General features: G+C 68.5%; 31 protein-coding genes. 27 read left to right on the forward strand and 4 right to left on the reverse strand.

All coding sequences use genetic code 11. The features are described 5' to 3' along the window. Window positions 1–7 precede the first annotated feature (7 nt). The 13 genes from C9F11_RS38215 (at window position 8) to C9F11_RS49040 (ending at window position 5,168) form a co-directional block, all read left to right on the forward strand. Window positions 8–301 (forward strand): hypothetical protein, encoded by a 294-nt coding sequence (locus tag C9F11_RS38215; RefSeq protein WP_138964427.1) that lies wholly within the window; start codon window positions 8–10, stop codon window positions 299–301. After that, a complete protein-coding gene (locus tag C9F11_RS48335; RefSeq protein ID WP_212767868.1) occupies window positions 298–654 on the forward strand; it encodes a hypothetical protein in 357 nt (118 codons plus the stop codon). Before C9F11_RS38215 ends, C9F11_RS48335 begins: the two co-directional genes overlap by 4 nt. Then, window positions 651–884, forward strand: coding sequence for a helix-turn-helix transcriptional regulator (locus C9F11_RS38225; protein WP_171075976.1), 234 nt, complete (start codon window positions 651–653; stop codon window positions 882–884). Before C9F11_RS48335 ends, C9F11_RS38225 begins: the two co-directional genes overlap by 4 nt. Continuing rightward, the gene (locus C9F11_RS38230; protein ID WP_138964431.1) at window positions 881–1,138 is read left to right on the forward strand and encodes a hypothetical protein; all 258 of its coding nucleotides are present in this window, start codon (window positions 881–883) and stop codon (window positions 1,136–1,138) included. Before C9F11_RS38225 ends, C9F11_RS38230 begins: the two co-directional genes overlap by 4 nt. A gap of 88 nt (window positions 1,139–1,226) precedes the next feature. Next, window positions 1,227–1,715: a hypothetical protein gene (locus C9F11_RS38235; RefSeq protein WP_138964433.1), complete on the forward strand. Its 489-nt coding sequence runs from the start codon at window positions 1,227–1,229 to the stop codon at window positions 1,713–1,715. Window positions 1,716–1,819: 104 nt separating this feature from the next. Then, window positions 1,820–2,053, forward strand: coding sequence for a hypothetical protein (locus C9F11_RS38240; RefSeq protein ID WP_138964435.1), 234 nt, complete (start codon window positions 1,820–1,822; stop codon window positions 2,051–2,053). A 56-nt stretch (window positions 2,054–2,109) separates the two neighbouring features. Further along, on the forward strand, window positions 2,110–2,406 hold the full coding sequence (locus C9F11_RS38245) for a hypothetical protein (protein ID WP_138964437.1): 297 nt from the start codon (window positions 2,110–2,112) through the stop codon (window positions 2,404–2,406). A gap of 9 nt (window positions 2,407–2,415) precedes the next feature. Beyond that, the gene (locus C9F11_RS47720; RefSeq protein WP_171075977.1) at window positions 2,416–2,589 is read left to right on the forward strand and encodes a hypothetical protein; all 174 of its coding nucleotides are present in this window, start codon (window positions 2,416–2,418) and stop codon (window positions 2,587–2,589) included. Window positions 2,590–3,068: 479 nt separating this feature from the next. Beyond that, the gene (locus tag C9F11_RS38250) at window positions 3,069–3,971 is read left to right on the forward strand and encodes a hypothetical protein (RefSeq protein ID WP_138964439.1); all 903 of its coding nucleotides are present in this window, start codon (window positions 3,069–3,071) and stop codon (window positions 3,969–3,971) included. Between the two features lie 187 nt (window positions 3,972–4,158). After that, the gene (locus C9F11_RS38255; RefSeq protein ID WP_138964441.1) at window positions 4,159–4,377 is read left to right on the forward strand and encodes a hypothetical protein; all 219 of its coding nucleotides are present in this window, start codon (window positions 4,159–4,161) and stop codon (window positions 4,375–4,377) included. After that, window positions 4,367–4,627, forward strand: a complete 261-nt coding sequence (locus C9F11_RS38260; RefSeq protein ID WP_138964443.1) for a hypothetical protein — start codon at window positions 4,367–4,369, stop codon at window positions 4,625–4,627. The genes C9F11_RS38255 and C9F11_RS38260 overlap by 11 nt, the downstream gene beginning before the upstream one ends. A 7-nt stretch (window positions 4,628–4,634) precedes the next feature. Then, the gene (locus tag C9F11_RS38265; RefSeq protein ID WP_138964445.1) at window positions 4,635–4,919 is read left to right on the forward strand and encodes a hypothetical protein; all 285 of its coding nucleotides are present in this window, start codon (window positions 4,635–4,637) and stop codon (window positions 4,917–4,919) included. Between the two features lie 66 nt (window positions 4,920–4,985). Next, on the forward strand, window positions 4,986–5,168 hold the full coding sequence (locus C9F11_RS49040; protein WP_249402056.1) for a hypothetical protein: 183 nt from the start codon (window positions 4,986–4,988) through the stop codon (window positions 5,166–5,168). A gap of 571 nt (window positions 5,169–5,739) precedes the next feature. Here C9F11_RS49040 and C9F11_RS38275 read toward each other — a convergent pair. From C9F11_RS38275 to C9F11_RS38290, 4 genes are all read right to left on the reverse strand, one after another. Then, window positions 5,740–6,126, reverse strand: coding sequence for a hypothetical protein (locus C9F11_RS38275; protein ID WP_138964447.1), 387 nt, complete (start codon window positions 6,124–6,126; stop codon window positions 5,740–5,742). Window positions 6,127–7,558: 1,432 nt separating this feature from the next. Further along, on the reverse strand, window positions 7,559–8,059 hold the full coding sequence (locus C9F11_RS38280) for a GntR family transcriptional regulator (RefSeq protein WP_138964449.1): 501 nt from the start codon (window positions 8,057–8,059) through the stop codon (window positions 7,559–7,561). Then, on the reverse strand, window positions 8,052–9,536 hold the full coding sequence (locus C9F11_RS38285; RefSeq protein ID WP_138964451.1) for a peptide deformylase: 1,485 nt from the start codon (window positions 9,534–9,536) through the stop codon (window positions 8,052–8,054). Before C9F11_RS38285 ends, C9F11_RS38280 begins: the two co-directional genes overlap by 8 nt. Window positions 9,537–9,663: 127 nt before the next feature. Continuing rightward, a complete protein-coding gene (locus C9F11_RS38290) occupies window positions 9,664–9,936 on the reverse strand; it encodes a hypothetical protein (RefSeq protein ID WP_138964453.1) in 273 nt (90 codons plus the stop codon). A gap of 292 nt (window positions 9,937–10,228) precedes the next feature. Here C9F11_RS38290 and C9F11_RS38295 point away from each other — a divergent pair, with 292 nt between their 5' ends. The 14 genes from C9F11_RS38295 (at window position 10,229) to C9F11_RS38350 (ending at window position 17,915) form a co-directional block, all read left to right on the forward strand. Beyond that, window positions 10,229–10,684, forward strand: a complete 456-nt coding sequence (locus C9F11_RS38295) for a hypothetical protein (protein ID WP_138964455.1) — start codon at window positions 10,229–10,231, stop codon at window positions 10,682–10,684. Beyond that, window positions 10,681–10,953: a hypothetical protein gene (locus C9F11_RS49045; protein ID WP_249402057.1), complete on the forward strand. Its 273-nt coding sequence runs from the start codon at window positions 10,681–10,683 to the stop codon at window positions 10,951–10,953. The genes C9F11_RS38295 and C9F11_RS49045 overlap by 4 nt, the downstream gene beginning before the upstream one ends. Beyond that, window positions 10,950–11,294, forward strand: a complete 345-nt coding sequence (locus tag C9F11_RS38305) for a hypothetical protein (RefSeq protein ID WP_138964457.1) — start codon at window positions 10,950–10,952, stop codon at window positions 11,292–11,294. The genes C9F11_RS49045 and C9F11_RS38305 overlap by 4 nt, the downstream gene beginning before the upstream one ends. Beyond that, complete coding sequence (locus tag C9F11_RS38310) at window positions 11,291–11,527, forward strand: hypothetical protein (RefSeq protein WP_138964459.1); 237 nt, start codon at window positions 11,291–11,293, stop codon at window positions 11,525–11,527. Before C9F11_RS38305 ends, C9F11_RS38310 begins: the two co-directional genes overlap by 4 nt. 96 nt (window positions 11,528–11,623) lie before the next feature. After that, the gene (locus C9F11_RS47725; RefSeq protein WP_171075978.1) at window positions 11,624–11,800 is read left to right on the forward strand and encodes a hypothetical protein; all 177 of its coding nucleotides are present in this window, start codon (window positions 11,624–11,626) and stop codon (window positions 11,798–11,800) included. A 145-nt stretch (window positions 11,801–11,945) separates the two neighbouring features. Further along, window positions 11,946–12,131 (forward strand): hypothetical protein, encoded by a 186-nt coding sequence (locus tag C9F11_RS38315; protein WP_138964461.1) that lies wholly within the window; start codon window positions 11,946–11,948, stop codon window positions 12,129–12,131. A gap of 71 nt (window positions 12,132–12,202) precedes the next feature. Continuing rightward, window positions 12,203–12,376 (forward strand): hypothetical protein, encoded by a 174-nt coding sequence (locus C9F11_RS47730; protein ID WP_171075979.1) that lies wholly within the window; start codon window positions 12,203–12,205, stop codon window positions 12,374–12,376. 14 nt (window positions 12,377–12,390) lie between these two features. Next, a complete protein-coding gene (locus C9F11_RS38320) occupies window positions 12,391–12,687 on the forward strand; it encodes a hypothetical protein (protein ID WP_138964463.1) in 297 nt (98 codons plus the stop codon). A 15-nt stretch (window positions 12,688–12,702) separates the two neighbouring features. Beyond that, a complete protein-coding gene (locus tag C9F11_RS38325; RefSeq protein ID WP_138964465.1) occupies window positions 12,703–13,020 on the forward strand; it encodes a hypothetical protein in 318 nt (105 codons plus the stop codon). Further along, the gene (locus C9F11_RS38330; protein ID WP_138964467.1) at window positions 13,020–13,226 is read left to right on the forward strand and encodes a DUF4236 domain-containing protein; all 207 of its coding nucleotides are present in this window, start codon (window positions 13,020–13,022) and stop codon (window positions 13,224–13,226) included. The genes C9F11_RS38325 and C9F11_RS38330 overlap by 1 nt, the downstream gene beginning before the upstream one ends. Continuing rightward, complete coding sequence (locus C9F11_RS38335; RefSeq protein WP_138964469.1) at window positions 13,226–13,507, forward strand: hypothetical protein; 282 nt, start codon at window positions 13,226–13,228, stop codon at window positions 13,505–13,507. Before C9F11_RS38330 ends, C9F11_RS38335 begins: the two co-directional genes overlap by 1 nt. 94 nt (window positions 13,508–13,601) lie before the next feature. Then, window positions 13,602–15,035 carry a DUF2058 domain-containing protein gene (locus tag C9F11_RS38340; protein WP_138964471.1) on the forward strand — a complete coding sequence of 478 codons (1,434 nt, stop codon included), beginning with the start codon at window positions 13,602–13,604 and terminating at the stop codon, window positions 15,033–15,035. Further along, window positions 15,035–17,140 (forward strand): hypothetical protein, encoded by a 2,106-nt coding sequence (locus tag C9F11_RS38345; RefSeq protein WP_138964473.1) that lies wholly within the window; start codon window positions 15,035–15,037, stop codon window positions 17,138–17,140. The genes C9F11_RS38340 and C9F11_RS38345 overlap by 1 nt, the downstream gene beginning before the upstream one ends. Before the next feature lie 151 nt (window positions 17,141–17,291). Next, entirely contained in the window at window positions 17,292–17,915 is a 624-nt protein-coding gene (locus tag C9F11_RS38350) for a hypothetical protein (protein WP_138964475.1), read from the forward strand. Window positions 17,916–17,920: the final 5 nt, after the last annotated feature.

The following is a 17,920-nucleotide window of genomic DNA, read 5'->3' on the forward strand; positions in this document are numbered from 1 at the left end:
CAACTTCATGGCACTGCCTATCCCCGGCTCCGACGGGATACCGAAGAACGCCATCGTCCACGGCGCATGCGGATCATGGTGGACCGGCGCCGAACGCTCCCACTGCGGAGGATGCTGCCGCACCTTCAGCAGCCTCACCGCCTTCGACCAACACCGAAAAGGCGGACGCTGCAACAACCCCGCCACCATCGCCCTCGCCGCCCGCCAGAAGCCCCACGGCACCCTCTGGGGCTGGCCCGCACCCATCGGCGGATACACCGGACCCCGCACCCGCAACGACATCGAGGAGGCCGCAGCATGACCGACCAGCTTCCCCGCCGCTTCCACCTGGTCCGAGACGTCGACGAGACCGGCACGTCAGGTGTCGGCATCGTGGTCGAGGGCCTGGAGTTCACCGACGGCACCGTCGCCCTCCGTTGGCTGACCGCCACCACATCGACCGCGATCTACGCCTCGATGGCCGACGTCGAAACCATCCACGGCCACGGCGGCAAGACCCGCGTCGTCTGGGTCGACGACCACACGACCGCCTGGCCTGAGCCCGCCCCGGCAGCGACTGAAGCGACCGGGCCCGCCACTTATGACGGGCCGTCCATCACCGAGGCGGCGGCTGACGACCGACGCTGGTGGGAAGGCGAAAGGGACGGCGAGTGAGCTCCTACCGCCTCGACGTGCCTGAGCTCCGCAGACGGCTTGACGCCCGGCGGCGTGAACGGGGCCTGACCTGGCGCGAGCTCGCCGACCAAGTCGGCATCTCGGCTTCCACGTTCTCGCGGCTCGCTGACGACAAGCGCCCCGATGCCGATGCCCTCGTCACACTGCTTGTCTGGCTCGACCTCGACGACGGCCTCGCCTACCTGATCACGCCCAAGGAGCCGCGATGACCGACTGGACGCCGCCCCCGCCCGGCAACCCCCGCGAACAACTACCCGACAACATACTCGCTCTGATCGACATCCCGCTGTACCTGTCGACCGCCTGCGAAGCTGCCGGCCGCCTCACCGAAGCGATCGAGATCCACCCCGGCCGTGCCGACGAACTGCGGCAATGGGCCGACCGCATGCACGCCCACTGCCGCATCAACAACAAGTACACCGGACAGATCTGCCAATGCCCCCACCACCGCGCAGGGGCGTGAGCACCGCGGCCCCTGCTCGTTTGCACGTTGTGCAAGCGGACTTGCGGCCGAGCCCGACACCGAGTACCGACCCGCACCAGGAGCCCCGATGAGTACCGCCGATCACATCCTCGGCCAGATCGACAACGCCCTCCACGACACCACCGTCGGGCCCGACGCCATGCGCAGCACGCCCCGGCCAGCAGCGCGCCCGCAGATCACGCCGTTCCGGCAGGCCCGGCAGCTCCTCATCGACCGACTGATCGACAACCACGGCCTGGCCCCCGCCACCGCCCGCCCTGCCGTCCTCGCCACCGAACAAGGCCACGCCAGCCGACACGCGGACCTCGTCCGAGCCGAAGCCCGCGCTGTCATGCGCGAAGCCGCCGAGCCCATCCGGGCCGCCCTGCAGCCCGCTCTCGAGGCCGCCGTCCACGCCATGCGTGCCTTCGCCGAAGCCTGCAAGCGGATGACCGACGACGCCGGGTGGACCGACACCAGTAGCTGCCCTGCGCCCACCGCTGAGCCGCGCAGCCCGCACGACCGGCCCGCCTGGCAAACCCCCTACGGGCCCGCCCCCAGGAGGCGACGCGCATGAACCTCGGCACCGTCGTGACCCACCTCAACATCAACCTGTGACGGCAGGACCCTGCCGCATCCGCCCGCCGTACAGGCCACCACCCGCCAGCCAGGAGTCCCGCCATGACGTCCCGAGTCTGGTCCACCACCATCGACGAGCACCTCGCCGCCGCAGGCCACACCGGCTACCGGCTGCGGCAGGACAGCCACTACACCGTCCGCGTCATCCAAGACGGGCCCGACCCGCAGACCCGTCTCGACGAGTACGCGCACCTCCTCCAGGGCCACGGCTACAAGACCACCCTCGAGAAGGCCACCGACATCCGGCCCCTCCGACTGCGTGTCACCCACCCCTGAACCGCGGCATACGCCCCATCAGCAGGGCAGCCACACCACCTCAGAAAGGGAGGCACATGCCCCCAGCCCAAAACCCGCTCACCGACCTCGCTGAACTCCTGGACCAGGCCGGGCTCGACAACACCACGGTCGAACGCAACACGCACGGCCACATCCTCATCCGGCTCGCGCCCGACGACACCGCCGCCCTCGCCCGACTGCTGAACCTCGACGACGCGTGGTCCCTTGCTTGGGACCTGCCCCCGCTCGGCATCCGGCACATCACCTGCTGCATCACCCCCGAGATCAGCGTGCTCACCCTGACCGACGGCAACGCCAGGCACCTCGCCACCCGCATCCGATACGCCCAGTAGGAGGCGATCATGTACGACGACAAGCTTCTGCCCGGCACTCCCCTCTTCGACGACGAAGACGACGACGGCCTCGAGCGCCGCATGGCCGGGCCCTCACCTGACACCGCCCGCCTCATCGGCCAGCACCTCGTCGACCGGCAGGCGGAAGGCCGCCCCCCGTACTGGCCCGACTGGGACGAGTAGCCGCAGCACCCAAGGCGGGGCTGCCGCCTGGTGGCCCCGCCCGCTAGTCCCGGGACGGCACCCGCGCCGCCAGCACCGACGCGAGATCCCCCACCCACTGCCGGTCCACCGGCCGGCCCTGCGCGACCAGGGCGAGGGCTTCGACGATGTCCTGCGCCTCGGTGCGTGTGATCAGGGGGAGGAGCAGGCCGTCGTCCGGGGAGGGGCGGTGATCTCATCCATACGATCATCAACCGGCGGGGGAGCCTTGCGGTTACGGATGAGAAGGCCCGCTGGCGTCAGCGATAGTGGCTTCGGCGGCAGGACACGCGACCGCGTTCCTCGCGCACCGACTCGCTTCCTGCCGCCGCCCGCTCGGCGTCATGTACGATCACCGGCACCCCAACACCGGGGCCGGCCGCGGTCCTTCCAGTCTCTGACTCACTGAGACCGCGGCCCACTGCACCCTCCCTGCGGGGAGGCCGAGTGACGGAGGGCCCATGCCCAAAACCGCGTACATCTACGTCCCCACCCCCTCCAGCGGCAACCTGGAAATCGGGCTCAGCAAGGGCCTGTGGGGATGGCGCAGCAGCGCCCTCGACCGCGCCGGCGCCCGCCAGACAGTCCAGTCCCTCACCAAGGGCGACCTCCTCGTCCTCGCGCACAAGGGCCCCAACAGCCGTGTCGCCCCAGGCGGATGGGCGGCCGCCACCCTCAAGCGCGTCATCGTCACCCAGATCGACAAGCCCTACTTCACCGACACCCTCACGGTCTGGCCCGACGACGACTACCCCGAGCGCATCGGCATCGACATCCTCGACGAGGAACACGACGTCCACGGCCACGCCCTCGGCGCCGACGCCATGGAAGCCCTCCGCCTGTCCGCCAACAAGCAGGGCGCCGCCGTCCTGCAGGCCGGCACCGGCGCCGTCGCCCAGCTCGCCGACACCCTGCCGCCCGTCAGCCCGCCCAGCAGCGACGGCAGCATCGACCACGATGGCGACGACAGCACCGTCGCCCAGGTCCTCGTGCGCCGCGAGCAGAGTAAACTCCGCAAGCAGATGCTCAACGGCGCCACCACCTTCACCTGCGCCCTGTGCGGCCGCCACCTACCGATCCGCTTCATCCGCGCCGCCCACATCAAACGCCGCAGCGCCGCCAGCCGCGAGGAACGCCTGCAGCGGGCGAACATCATGCCCGCCTGCCTCCTGGGCTGCGACGAACTGTTCGAGCACGGCTACGTGTACGCCACCACCGACGGGAAGATCGCAGTCAGCGGCAAGAACCCCACGACCCCTGCGCTCGCCGACGCCGCCAAGACCCTCGACGGGCTCCCGGTCGCCGACTACGGCCCCCACCGCGAACCGTTCTTCACCTGGCACCGCACCAACATCGCCACCTGACCACGGCGAAGCCCCGCGGACCGCACCCCGCGGGGCTTCCCGCCGCGAACACGAACGCGGCCTCACCTGCGGCGATCACCGTGCGCCGGAAGAGCAGACCATCATGTTTTTGGCACAGACCGGTACTCTCCGGCACAGTCCGGTACCGTGATGGCCTAGGCCACGCACGGGCAGCAGGGAGACCGGAATGCCGCGCACCCCACTCGCAGCAGACAAGGCCGCCGCCCTCACTCAATGGGCCGAACAAGAGCGCGAAACATCACCTGAACTGGCGGCAGTCCTCGAAGGCATCGCCGCCAACGGACTCCCCGGCCAAGATGAATGCGTGCCCTGGGAGCAAGTACGCGACGATCACTACCGGCAGCTCGGCATCGACCCGACCCGCTGGCACCACGGTGTCGCCTAAGCACGGCCCCTGGCGGGCGAAGGCCATCCTGACCCCGGCCGCCCAACGTCAGATCGACGGCTACGACACCCGCGAGATGATCGCCGCAGACCGGGCCATCGTCGCCATCCAGACCGACCCCGGCATCGGCGACCTCACTCCAGGCCGCGAACCGCTGCGCGACTACCAGGAGTCCGGCTCCGGCGTCCGCGTCATCTACTACATCGCGGAATACGGCAGCCACGTCGTCATCGTCTACATCGAAGTCTGAGTCAGCCGTGGCCGAACGCATGTGGACCATCGACAGCATCTGGCATGGCCTCCCCATGCCCGAGCTCCGGCAGGCCTTCCTCCAGCAGGTCCACCTCGCCCCCCTGCCCGATCTACAGGCGACCCTGGACCGCTGGATCAAACTCGTCGCCGACCCCGGAACAGCCCAGCCGAAGATCGAAGCACTCCGGGAGTGGATCAAACAACACGGCCGAGAACCCGAAGAACTCCACACCCGCGGGCTCGACCACTGGCACAACACCTGGAAAGCCCAGCAAGAGCAGCCAGACTGAACACACCCTTGCCGCCTACCCCGCCCCGGCGAGACGCTAGACACCCAACCCGGGACGGAGGCCGCCATGGGCTGGGTCGACAAGCAGCACCTCCCCGCCCTCCGCGAGGACACCCGCTACCAGCGCATCCTCGCCCTCACCCAACGCCTCCTCCGCCGCGACCTCCACACACGCCTCGCAGCAGACCTCCGACAGCTGGAGCACCGGTGGCAGCACCCTGCACAGACTGCACCGGCACAGGAACCATGACCCTCACCGACGAGACGCGGCAGTACACGATCACCTGCGGAAGCTGCGACGGCACCGGCCAGACGCCGACCCTCGCCGACAACGAAGACAACGGGCAAGCCGGACAGTGAGAGCTGCCGGAATGGGACTGCTGGAATGAGCCTGCACTAAATCTCCGTCTCGCCGTGTCCTGGAATTCGAGACGGAGGCTCGGAGAGAAATCGAACGAGAGGAGTGAAAGGCTGATCGAGAATAAGGGGAAGCCGCCAGTGGAAATTATCCAGAGGGCTAACAAGGTCAGTATCACCGCTGTGGCCAGCAGGAACGCGAAGATTATGCCACCAGTGGTGCTTTTTGCGGCAGGGGTGTAGCTCATGGGTAACTCCGTTCAGTAGCTCTGCAAAACCGGACACCGTACTCGTTCTCCAGTCCGAGAATGCGGCGGTCCATGCCAGAACATTACGCCCGATACCCCGCACTGAAACCGGGTTCGACGGTGCCATTTCGATCAGTTTCTGAAAGGCCCGCAGCTCAGCCCATGCGACAGCACCCCCGCAGCCGTGAGGCTGCGGGGGTGCTGTCGTGCGCGCAGTCAGTCGCCCGCGGCCACCACCCCGCCAGCCAGCCGCGCCTGCTCCAGCATGGCCAGACCCTGCGCGATCAACAGGCCCCCCGCCGCATCCGCCATACCCGGCGACAGATACGCATCAAGCGCGTCATCCGAGCTGACGACGAGGTGGACGTCGCGCAGCCGCGGATCCTCACTCGACGGGTCAGCATGCAGGCGCACGTCCAGCTCGAGCACCTTCACGCCCGGCAGCAAGAAGGAGCCGACACTCCACGCCGCCGGAGCGCCATAGTGATCCACATCCTCGACCGCCACCTGACGATCTACGGCATGATCCACCACACACCACGACGTCGGACAGGCGACGGCCTCCAGCCGAGCCGCACCCGGCAGGCCAATCAACGCCGGCACCAGCTCAAAACCAGGCGGCAGAGCAGGCGAGCACCCCCGAACGGTCAGGCCTGGTGCCGGTGCGGCAGCCGACGGGGACGGATCGAGGTTGGGATGTGACCCTTTCCTCGTTAAGCTCATGAGCAGAGTCCTCTCTTGACGGTAGGGACTTACTGATCAGCGAGTTAGTGGCTCGCCGGTCGCGGTGGCCGGGTGTTCCAGCACCCGGCCACTCCGCGTTTCAAGCGCTCACCGCGGAGCCGCGACCCGATGACCATAGATCAAGCCACCACCTGACAGAGCCGACGCGGATCAAATTGAGCACCCCTCTCCGCAAGCCTTAAGAGTCAAAACCGCAGGTCAGTTATAGTTATGTCTGTAAGGTCCTCTCCCTCTCACCTCCTGCTTCCTGCGTGGCGGGGGGGGGGCCTCGGGGTATTGCGTAATTTGAATCAACACCCCGAACATCCCGAATTGGGAAGCGAGGCAGGCTGGCGGAAAGTCGCCCCCAAGCTGGCCCCTGCCAACTGCCAGGCGCGGATACTCTCCCGCAACCAGCCAGCGCACCGCACACAGATTGCGGCAGATTGCTCTAACAACCGCCATGTTGTGCGAGGTTGTACGGCCGTCACCACATCCCCTTCCCTCGCGCTAATCCTGCCCCCGGCTGCCGGTCCGCGCCCTGTTGGGCAGCGCAAAACAACAAGGACAGGCGAACAACCAACAAAACCAACACGCCGAGCAACGGCCATCCTCGGCGAACGCGGCCCCCAAGTCACCTTACGAATGACCCGAAACTCCCTGTCTGCCGGAAACAGGAAGTTTCCAAATCACTTGGAAACTCCAATGCCGGTAGAAGGCAGCCCACACCGACACGCACCCAAGCCTCCCTCCCAACCACCCCAACCACCAGACGGACGGCCTGGACAAACGAAGCTGTCCAGACGTCGGGCCGCGGAACGACTCTCCCAGTCGACACTCGACCTGGGAAGGAACCCTTGTAGAACTTGCGCCGCACTAGCATCGATCAGCCCCCTCCTCCCGCACCTCTCGGCGACTTGAGCTGCGCACGAACGTACCCCGCCCCCCAGAACCAGCCATCGAAATCCGGCGACAGCGACACTCACTGAACCTCACGAGACTCACGTGACAAATTCTCAGAAGCGAGAACACGCACGTCGCCGACCTGCAACGCAGCCAGCGGCATATGCACGCTACGGCACCCCAACGAAAGCCACGGACGGCCGGAACACGACCACAGCCAGACGCTACCGGCGCGACGCGAGGATGCCGGCACGAACCAGACGGCCGACGGCGGGCCGCCCACCAGCAGCACGTCCAACTTGCCCGAAGCGGTACGATCTGGCGCGCTCCCTCCACTCGCGCGGCCGGACCGGGCTGGCGGGAGACGTCGGCCAGAACGCGGTGGGCGCTGGCGGTCTGTTTCGAGGCGCTAGAGCAGGCGCCTCTGGCGAACGAAATGCCCAAAGCCTCGACGCAAGTAGACGTATCTCGCGTCAACGAGCTTCTCGATCGCCTGCCTGGCGGTGCACCAGCCGATGTCAACCGCTGCGGCAAGGGCGCGCGGGCCTGGGAGTTTGTGGCCGACGGGCCAGCGGCCAGTCTCGATCTCTATGCGCATCAGCTCAGCCAGTTGGATCGCCTTGGTCCGGTGGGCCTTCGCCAGGGAGGGCCACGCCATGTCGTCGAGCGTGATGTCGCCGAAGTTGTGGGCCCGGTTGTAGGTAGGCAGCTCTGCTTTGATGGCTCGTATCTCAGCAGCGGCCGCGTCGGCCGCAGAATCGTGCCACTCGACGACGAAGGATGCGGCCTCTCGGTGCCACGGCTGATGCGAGTGCGCCTCCCTTCGCTCCTTCACGTTGCCGGTGATCCCGATGTAGAGCGGGTGACCATCGTCGGCCAAGTAGCGGTAGAGCGCAGTGCGCTCAGGCACCTGACCGGCCCTCGTAGCTCCACGTGCTGCCGGTCCCGCGGTACTCCGAGACGGGGATGGGCTCGATGCCCTCCCGCATCCGCGAGCGGTAGAGCTGGCCGTGCAGGTGGTCGACCTCGTGGGCGACGAGCCGGGCAAGGCCGCGCTCGAAGATCGTGATTCTCTGCTGGCCGTCGATGTCCGTGTGCTCGACGCTGATGGCGAGCGGGCGGGGGACCATGCCGCGGACGTCGAAGAAGCTCAGGCAGCCTTCATACTGCTCGTCCCGCTCGGGGGACTCCTCGACGATGCGAGGGTTGAACAGGGTGATCGACTCGCCGTCGGGAGTACGGACGATCGCGGCAGCCCGGTCGATGCCGATCTGCGGCGCCGCCATGCCCATGCCCTTGCCGAAAACATGAACGCTCGCGGCGCGCTCGCAAGCGGAGATGAGCTCGGCGACGACTCTGCGCGCGTCCTCAGCCTCGGCGGGCAGGTCGAACGTCCGGGCGGTCTTGGCGAGGATCGGGTCGCCCTCCTGGACGACGCCGACGGCGCGCATCCTCTCGCTCGCGGTCACTGCGGTGGTCATGTCCTGCTGGGTCTCCTCGGTATCGGGGCGTGTGCGGAACTTCCATTCGAGCCGGTAGCGGGCGTGCAGCGGCGGGTCCTCGGTGGACCACGAGAAGACGCGCCGGCCGCCCTCGTCAGTGCGGCGAATCGCGGTGCGGAGCGGCATGGCCTCGGCGGTCATGCTGGTCTCCGTGCCCCACGCAACAGGTTCGAGCTCGGCAGGGAAGTCCAGGCGGACGCTCATGCGCTGGGTCGGGAGGCGCACCGCCCGCTGGAACCATGACCCCCACTTGGAATCCGAGACCGTGTAGCTGTACTCCAGCCACACCGACTCGCCCGGGTACAGAGGGAACTGCCCGAACAGCAGCCAGAGTTCCTTGAAGGCGTCACGGTCATGCTTCACCCGCCACGACAGGGGCTCGCCGTCGATCGACGCGCTGAGCCCGATCTCCTCCCACGTCAGCGGGTTCTCGCGGTAGTGCCGATTCGAGCGCTCGGGGTCGCCCGGGTACCGGTCCACGGAGATCCGGATCAGGTACCGGGTGACGGGGTCAGGGGAGTCGTTGAAGAGGCGTCGGCGCTGGCTTGCCCGGTACGTGCGCCCGTCGTAGGCGAGCGTCGTGTCCTCATGCTCGACGATCAGGCTCGTCGCGTGCGCGTCCTCCACGGCCGGGCCGGGGTGAGGGGCCGTTGGCCGCCCGTGCTTCGCGATCTCACGGAACGCGCGGCGGAGGGCGCCGCCGGACTGGAGCACGTCGTCGGCCGCAGCGGCGAACTCCTCCGAAGGGGCCAGCTGCCCGCCCTCGACCTTCGACACGTAGGACGGCGTGTACCCGACCTCGCGAGCCAGCTTCGACTGGCTCTTGCCACGGATGTCGCGCCAGTGCTTCAGCTCGGCGATGAACGCCTCGGCCGCCGCCTGCATCGCTCCCCCTGTGCCTATGAGTGATATGTGAGTGATCGACTCTCAGGCTGCCGTCACAGGGCCCGCCTGGGCTTCTCTGTCCGCAAGACAGAGAGGAGGCCCGTTATGCGCCCGCCTTTGAGGCCGGCTAGGTTCTCGATTTCGCACTGCGCACGGTCGGCTCCCGCAAGGGTGGTACGCCGGCAGCGTTCGCGATCCGTCGGATGTGATTGCGGTCGTAGGGCGTGTGGTCCGCGACCCGGCCCGGGCGGGCGTTACGAGCCATGAGGTGCTTGATGATCGCCGAGTGAAGGGCGTCGCGGGCCTCGTCGAACGGCTTCTTGGCTTCCTCGTATGCAGCCGTAAGCACGTCGAGCTCCTTGAGCGCGGCTTCCTCGCGCTCCTTCTCCTCTTCGGTCATGGGCTGATGATCCCACACCCCCTGGTTGCAACCACTAGTCGCAGGACCAGCGAATTCAAGCCGATGACGTCGGACCGCTTGCGATTGGCTCCTCATGTTGCAACTATAGGTTGCATCGCTACGGAGCGATAGACGCAAAACGGCCTCGCCCGGTGCGCCAACACCGATGCGAGGCCTAGGTCAGACGTCCCTACTCCCAGGGAGACCAACCGTGAGTCCAACCGTACAGGCCGTTCCAGCGGCGGTTCCGCCCCCCATTCCGTTCCCCGTGGCCAGGCCAGGTTTCCGGCTGGTGCCTGCGAAGGTCGGCCGCCCCGAGGGGCCGACCGCGACGATCTACATCGAGTGCCCGACGAGCTGGTGCGACAGCGGCACTCATGTCGCCGAGCCGACGGCCCACCCCGAGGACATCAGCCACATCTCAGGCGCCGAGGCGAACGAGGTGTCGGTGAGCTCGTTCCTCAAGTCCAAGCACGTGGCCGCGCACATGCTGACCTCCACCATCCAGTGCGACCCTGGCTCGCACGACCCGCGCCTCGAAGCCGCCCACATCGTCATCGAGGACGATGTCGACTACGCGCACCTGACGCCGGACATGGGCGAGGCCTTCGCCGACGACCTGGTCGCCTTCGCCTCCCGCCTGCGGCAGCAGGCTCGTACCGCCCGGCAGCACAATCAGACGGTCGCTGGCGACTCGGGCACGGACATGGACGAGGCGCTGCGCCGGGTCCGCGGAGGTGCCGCATGAGTCCGGCCGATGTGGCCGCCCACGAGGCAGCCTCCTACGTCCGCCGCCCGCGCCGTGTCCTGGCCCGGTTTCCTGCTGGTGGTCCGCGTGGTTCGTGGCCTGCGGAGCGGGAGGCGGAGCGTCTGCGTCGGGAGGGTGTTCCTGCCGAGGTCCGGATGGATCTGGTGTCGGACAGTTTCCTCGTCGTCGCCGAGGATCACGGTAAGTCGAAGCCTGAGCTGCCGCGTCGTCCGCGTGGCCCGCACCCGTACCGGGCGGTGGCGTCGTGACTGGTGTGCCCGCGCGGTCGGCGTATGGGGAGGGCGATTTCGTCCTCTACAGGGATCCGGTCCGGTTTCTGCTGGGCGCGAGGGATCACACGCGGATTGGTCGTGTGTGGAAGTCGTGGCCCGATGCGGTGGAGGTCTTCGATCTGGCTCCGGGGAAGGTCCATCGGGTGCCGCTGGAGTATGTGCGGCCGATCCCGGTCGAGTACCTGATGCGGGATATCGATGAGGCGCCGCTGGGTGCCGAGCATCCGGAGCTGGCGTCGGTGGCGGTGGCGTGGTTGCAGCAGCAGGCACGTCTGCAGACCCCGCCCGAGCTGGAGTCGGGCGGTGATCCGCGATGACGGTCCTGTTCGACGCGGACCTGGCCGTGACGGAGCTCGGCGTGAGGCGGCGTTCACAGTCGTCGGTGGCTGAGGCTCGGGATGCTGCGGTCGCGGACTTGTTCGCCGAGTATGCGGAGGCGCGTGAGGCGGGTGATGGGGCCCGGATGTCGGAGATCCTCGACCACGCCTACGCGCTTGACCCGGCCCTGACCGACGAGCTCCTCGGTTTCGACTATCCCGCTGCGGCCTGAGCGCCGCACTTGTTCGCCGTGGGCGGCGGATGCTTCGGCTCCCCCGATCCTGCCGTCCACGGCTCCCACCCTTGTTGATCCCGGAGAGGATCCGTCATGTCTGCACAGACTCGTGCTGCGTTCCTTGCCGAGTACCGGGCGGCGCGCGCCGTCGAGGACTTCGACCGTGCGCTGGAGCTCGCGTTCGCGGCGATGGACCACGACGCCGACCACCCCGACGAGCCGTCGCTGATGGCCGAGCTGCGCGGCTTGCATCAGCCGGCTGCGGCCTAGCCGTCCTTGAGACCGCTGTGGCGGCGGGTGCTGCCTCCTCGCGGCCACGGCTCCCAGCCCCCGTTGACCGTTCTGGGTCTACGTCTCGAAGCAGGCAGGGGCACGCACGACCGGTATCCGACATCGATCACGTGAGGAGAACGACATGAGCGACAGCGACTTCTACGCCGACCGTCTGCATGATGCCAAGGCCGCCGTCAACCGGGGAGACATTGAGGGAGCCGCCGACATCACGTTCCACGCCCTCCTTGAAGGGGGCGGTACGTGTGCGGAGAACCTCGCGGAGCTGAACAAGACCACGCAGGGGCTCCTGGACGGCCGGGACCGCTGACCACGCCGGCCGCCTTGTCTCGAGGGAGCCGTCGATCTGGCGGTGACCGTCCACCCGAGAGGAGACCGCACATGAGCTGGAAGAAGGACCGAGCCGAGATCCGCGAGCTGATGGCAGCCCGCCCCGACCCGGATGGCAAGCATGGCTGCGAGTCCCAGGAGGCCGTTGCCGTCAACGCGGAGCTCGACCGGAAGCTGCGTGAGCAGCCCGTCTGGCGGCGCGCCCGCGCGCTCTACGAGGACTGAGGAGGGGAGTGCTGATGCGCCCGTATCTGATCACTGCGAAGCCGGGCCGGCTGCACCGGGCGGCTGTGTGGCTGCGGGTGTGGGCGCTTCGGCTCCTGGCTCTGACGGTCATGACCGTGCTCGGCGCGCTGGTGTTCAGCGTCCGCTGCGCCCGCCCGCTCATCAACTACGTGGCCACTCGGGCGGCGTGGCTGGAGCTGTGGGCCGCATCCGTGACCGGGATCGGCCCGATCGGCGCCGCTGTCGGCTCCGGGCTGACCGACGAGTTCGTCCGTGAATTCCACAAGGCGCGCACCGGCGCGCCCGCCTAGAGAGGAGTCATCCCCATGGCCGCGGCCACCCGCCGTCACCGCGTCATCCAGTGGGCCGTCGTCGACGGTCAGCGCGATCACCTGAACTTCGGCCTCACGGAGGGACGGGACCGTCTCCGTTCCGCCCGCCGCTCCGCTGATGCCTTTCACGTCTACGAGTTCCCCGCACGCAACGGCGCCCCTCTGTATGTCGCCTACGCCCGTTTCCTGCCCGGTAGTGCAAAGCACGGTTTCAGCAGGTTCGATCCCGACCTGGATGTCGCCTACGTCTTCGAGCTCACCGCCGAGGCGGTCATCGCAAGCTTCGGACTCGGTGAGAGGGAGGTCGCCTGATGTCGATCACGTTCCGCAAGAGCTACCGGATCTTCCCCGGTGTCCGGCTCAACATCAACCGCAAGTCGTGGTCGATCACCCTCGGCGGGAAGCACGGCCCCCGCCACACGATCTCATCCACCGGCCGCCGCACCACCTCCATGGATCTCCCCGGCGGATTCGGCTGGAGGAAGACCACCACCCGACGTGCCCGAGGAGACAACTGATGTTCGCGCTGACCTTTCCGAAACGACGCAAGGAGATCGCCATGACCGAGACTGCTGCCCCTGCCGACACCCATCCCAACGCTTTGATGCGCTTCCTGGCACAAGGCGGAGCGACCGTCATCGTCACGGGATCCGGCCGGTACGGGGACGAGGACCACCACTGGAAGTGCCTCGGCTGCGACGCCACGGACAACGGGATCGGTCGATACGACTGGGATGCCCGTGACCAGGCCAACGGGCACGCCACCGTCTGCCGAGCGATGCCGAAGCCGCAGTCGTGAACCCCGACACCTACTGATCATCTGCTGACCAAGAAGGGACCTGCCCGTCATGACCGCCAGTCCGCCCCTGATGAACGGCCACCGGAGGCCGGCCATGCCCGTGTTCGGGGACTGGCGGCCCGTCACAGATACCCCCGAGCCCGCCCCCGTCGACGAGCAGCGCGCCCTTCAGCCGGAGCCCGCCGGGACGTCGGCCCCGTCCTCTCGACGCGAGCAGAAGAGGCAAGACCGGCGCGCCCAGCGCGAGGACGACCGCGCAGACCGCGCACAAGACCGCGAGGAGAAGCGGCGGGACAAGGCGCACCGACGTCAGCTGAAGGACGAAGCCCGTCAGGCCGAGCTCGCCCGCAAGCAGCAGGAGCGCGCCGAGAGGGAGAAGGCCCGGGCCCGCCGCCGCAAGGAGCGGCGTGCCGCCTGGCTGGCACTGCAGGTCAAGCTTGCCCACCACATGCCGCTGTGGGGCCTGCCGGTCGTCGCCGTCTCCCTGGTCATGGGCTGGTCGGGGCAGGCCGGGGCTGCCTCGCACCTGGGCATGGGGTGGGCCGCGGCTGGCGTGCCGGTGCTCACGGAGGGCATGACACTGACGCTCGCGGGTCTGACCGGGCAGGCCATCGAGCACCGCCGCCCCTACCGGTGGCTGCTGTGGGCCACCTGGGTCACCGCGATCATCTCCGCCACCATCAACGGACTCGGCCACCTCATCGAGGACGACACCGTAGCCGGGGTCTACCGGGCCTCCGCCTACGCCGGCGCGTCCCTGGCCGCCCTGGTGCTGTGGGCCGTCGTGATGCGCTCCAAGCGGGCCGCGGTCTCCGGCCGCACGGCCGAGGAGATCGCGCGCTGGAAGCGGCTGCGCCGCCGTCACCCGATCCTGATGCGGCGTGCCCGGCGGATCGCCGACAACACCGGGACGCGGCTGGAGGACGCCTACGCCAAGGCGTGGGAGCGGGCGAACGGAGCAAAGCTGGGGGAGCCGTCGATCCGTGAGATCCGTGCGTCCCGCCGTGCCGCGTACCGGCGCCGGGAGGCCGAGTCCTGGAACGGCCAGCGCGGCCGCCGGTCGGGTTCGAAGGCGCTCAAGCCGGTGGTTCCCGCGAGTGAGCACAAGCTGGCGGACACGCCCGGGGAGGCCATGTCGCCGTCTCCGGCCGGGCGGGTGCAGGCGCCGGTCCTGCCGGTGCCGCTCCTGATTCCCGGCGCCGAAGGGGAGTGGGTTTCACACCCCGTCCCGGTGCGTCCGCTGACCGCTTCCCAGCACCCTCGGGCGCACAGTGAGCGGACCGCTACACCCCGCTTCCCGCAAGGGAAGGACGCGGTTTCCAAGCGTGTCCGAGAAGACGTCACCGACGACCGCGTCAAGACCGTGCGGCGCCTCGTTGCGGAAGCTGCCGAGAACAACCAGGACCTTCGGAAGCACCCGTCGAACCGGGCCGTTGCCCGCCACCTCGGGTGCCGTCCCGCCACCGCCCGTGAGCTCCTGACCGCCGTCCTCGCCGAGCGCGGAATCACCCGCAAGAAGGACCAGTGATGACGACCGAGATGCACCGCGGGCTGCCCGCGGACTGGGACCTGGACAAGGTCGTGCCGGGGGAGGTCGTCGACCCCGACGAGGCCGACGGCTACGACGAGGACGACGACATCGCCCCGGGCGTCGTCGAGGTGTACGAGCCTGGCGAGCCCGCCCTGCACAAGGTCGGGACGGCGGCGATGGTGGTCGCGGCGACGACCGGCCGGGCGGTCGGCCTGACCGCCCGCGGCGGAGGAGTCCTCGGCCGCTGGTTCGGCCACGGCGTCAAAGCCGTCTCCTACCTTGGCTGGCGGTACGTGCGCGCCCACGATCTCCAGGAGGTCATGGGCGGCATGCAGCGCAGCGCCGACTGGAACAAGGTCGCCATGGTGCGGCACTCCCGCTGGCGGTTCCTCGGCTGGACCGGCGGCATCACCGGGGCGCTGAACTTCAGCGGCTGGATCGCTCTGGTCACCGCCGGGGGCATGGAGCCGGTCGGCCTGTCGATGGCGGTCCCGCCGACCGGCACCGGCCTCATCATCACCACCGCGATCACCGCCTACGGCCGCTACCGCCTCAACCGGCCCGACATCGCCCCCGAGGCGTACATCGCCGACCAGGACGACCCCGACAGCGACGAGCCGTTCCCGCTGGCCATGTGCCAGTCCCCGGGCCAGGTCGAGGACTGCGTGTCCCGCGCGCTGGCCGCGGAGGGCATCGGCACCCGGACAGTGCGGGTGCTCGGCTTCCGCGGCTGGGGCTGGGAGATCGACGTCATCCTCAAGGGCGCCGCGCCCGAGCAGGTCAACGCCGTAATGAGCAAGCTCGACTCGCACTTCGGCATCGGTAAGGGCGGCACCCTCAACGAACCCGACCCTGCCGACCACTCCCATCTCACACTGCGCCTCGTGCAGTCCGACCCGTTCGCCGACATGCCGCGCCCGTCGGTGCACGCCCCCAACAGCCTGTCGGTACGGGACGCGGTGGTCTACGGCCGCTGCATGGACGGCTCCCACTTCGAGGCCCGGCTGCGCGGAATGTTCATGCTCATCATCGGCTCGTCCGGGTCGGCGAAGACCAAGGGCGCCCTGCGCTGCCTCGCCGAGGTCGTCACCGCCTGCCGGGACGCCATCGCCATCGAGATGGACCCGATCAAGGACGGAATCCGAGAGTTCTCCGAGGTCATGGCGCTGCCGCCCATTCGGGGCCGGAAGGAGTGCACGGAGAAGCTCAGGTGGCTGCGCGACATTGCCTCGGCCCGCAACCAGGTGAAGTCCGTCAAGGAGATGGGTGACCTGTGGGAGCCCACTGCTGAGGACCCTGCGATCTACGGGTTCATCGACGAGTTCATCTTCTTGTCTCCGGAGGCCAAGGAGCTCGCGATCGATATCCTCCGCATCGGCCGTGAGACGGGCGTCTATCTGATCTTCGCCGCGCAGGAGGCGACGCAGGACTCGCTCGGTGACGCCATCGCCAGCGCTGTGACGTACCGGGTGATGCTGGCTGCGCGCAGCGAGGACATCCGGCTCGTGTTCGGCAAGGGCGCCAGCGACATGGGCTACCGGCCGGACCGGCTGCGTCCGGCTGTGGACGACGAGCGGGTCTACGACGCAGGCAAGTTCTACATCGCCGGGCCCGGCTTCGACCGGCCTGTGCTGTGGCGGTGGAACCGGTTCGAGCGGGACCAGATCCGCCAGGCCGTCAAGGACCGCCAGGAAGCCGGTCGCCCTTGGTTCGATCACGACAGTCTTGCAGCTGCCGACCTGCTGCACGTGATTCGTCGGGACGGTGCGACGGGGGAGGCGTCACTGGCGGACCGGCTCGATGCGCTCGACGAGCAGGGCGGAGTGGAGGACGCGGCCGTGGTGGCGGTCTTGCTCCGGTCGTTCGGGGGCAAGCCGTTCCTGCCGACGACGGAGGTGCTGCTGCCTGCGCTGGCCGATGCCGGTATCGAGTCGGATGCGACAGCTCTTGCTCAGCTGCTGAGGAAGTACGCCCCCTCGGTGAAGGCCAGCCGGGAGGAGTGGGACGGACGGTCGCAGGTTCGTGGTTGGTCGCGCGGGGCTGTCGAGCAGGCCGCCGCGGGCCTGCTGGACCCGTCTTTGGCCCGTCTACGGGCCGTCTGACCCCCGTCTTTGACCCGTCTACGGCCCGACTAGGCGATCAAGGAGAGTCGCAGGCAGCCGGGCTGTAGACGGGCGATAGCCGGGCCTTAGACGGCCTATAGACACCCTATTGATCCGCATATGTGTACTTGGTTCTGAGGAGATCGCGATCATGGCTGCGAGGAAGTCGACCACCCGCAAGAGGACCGCCGCGCGCCGCCGCAAGACCGTCTCGCGCGCCCGCCGGGCCCGCATCCCGCGCTCCGGCCCACTGCACGCCCGCCTCACCGCCTGGGCCATGATCCGCACCGTGGAGCAGCTCGGCCTCCACCAGGACGGCGTCCGCTCCCGCAAGGACGCCGCAATCCTCCGCGCCACCCACGAAGGCTGCCCGAAATGCGGCGGCAACGGGCAGGTCTTCACCAAGCGCAAGGACGGCAGCTTCTCCGGCTCCAGGCCCTGCCCCGCCGCCCCCACCAAGACCCGCGTCTCCAAGTGGCAGGTCTACAAGGCCAGTCGGTTCGGCGCCGAGAAGCGCTCCGGGCTCGTCGGCTGCTCCTGCCCCTGCGGCTGGAAGCGGAAGCCCCGATTCCGTGACGCGAAGGAAGCCACCAAGGCCCTGCGCGCCCACGAGAAGCACAAGCACGGCGGCAAGAGCGTCGGCGGCACCTGGTACGCCCAAGTCGCCAAGACCACCCCCGGAACCCAGCCGCAGAAGACCGCGGGCCCGGCCGTCACCAAGGTCAACACCAGGAAGGCCGCACCCAGCCCATCAGCCGCCCGTCCGGCCGCCTAGGAGCC

It is taken from the genome of Streptomyces sp. YIM 121038 (assembly GCF_006088715.1).
Taxonomy (GTDB): domain Bacteria; phylum Actinomycetota; class Actinomycetes; order Streptomycetales; family Streptomycetaceae; genus Streptomyces.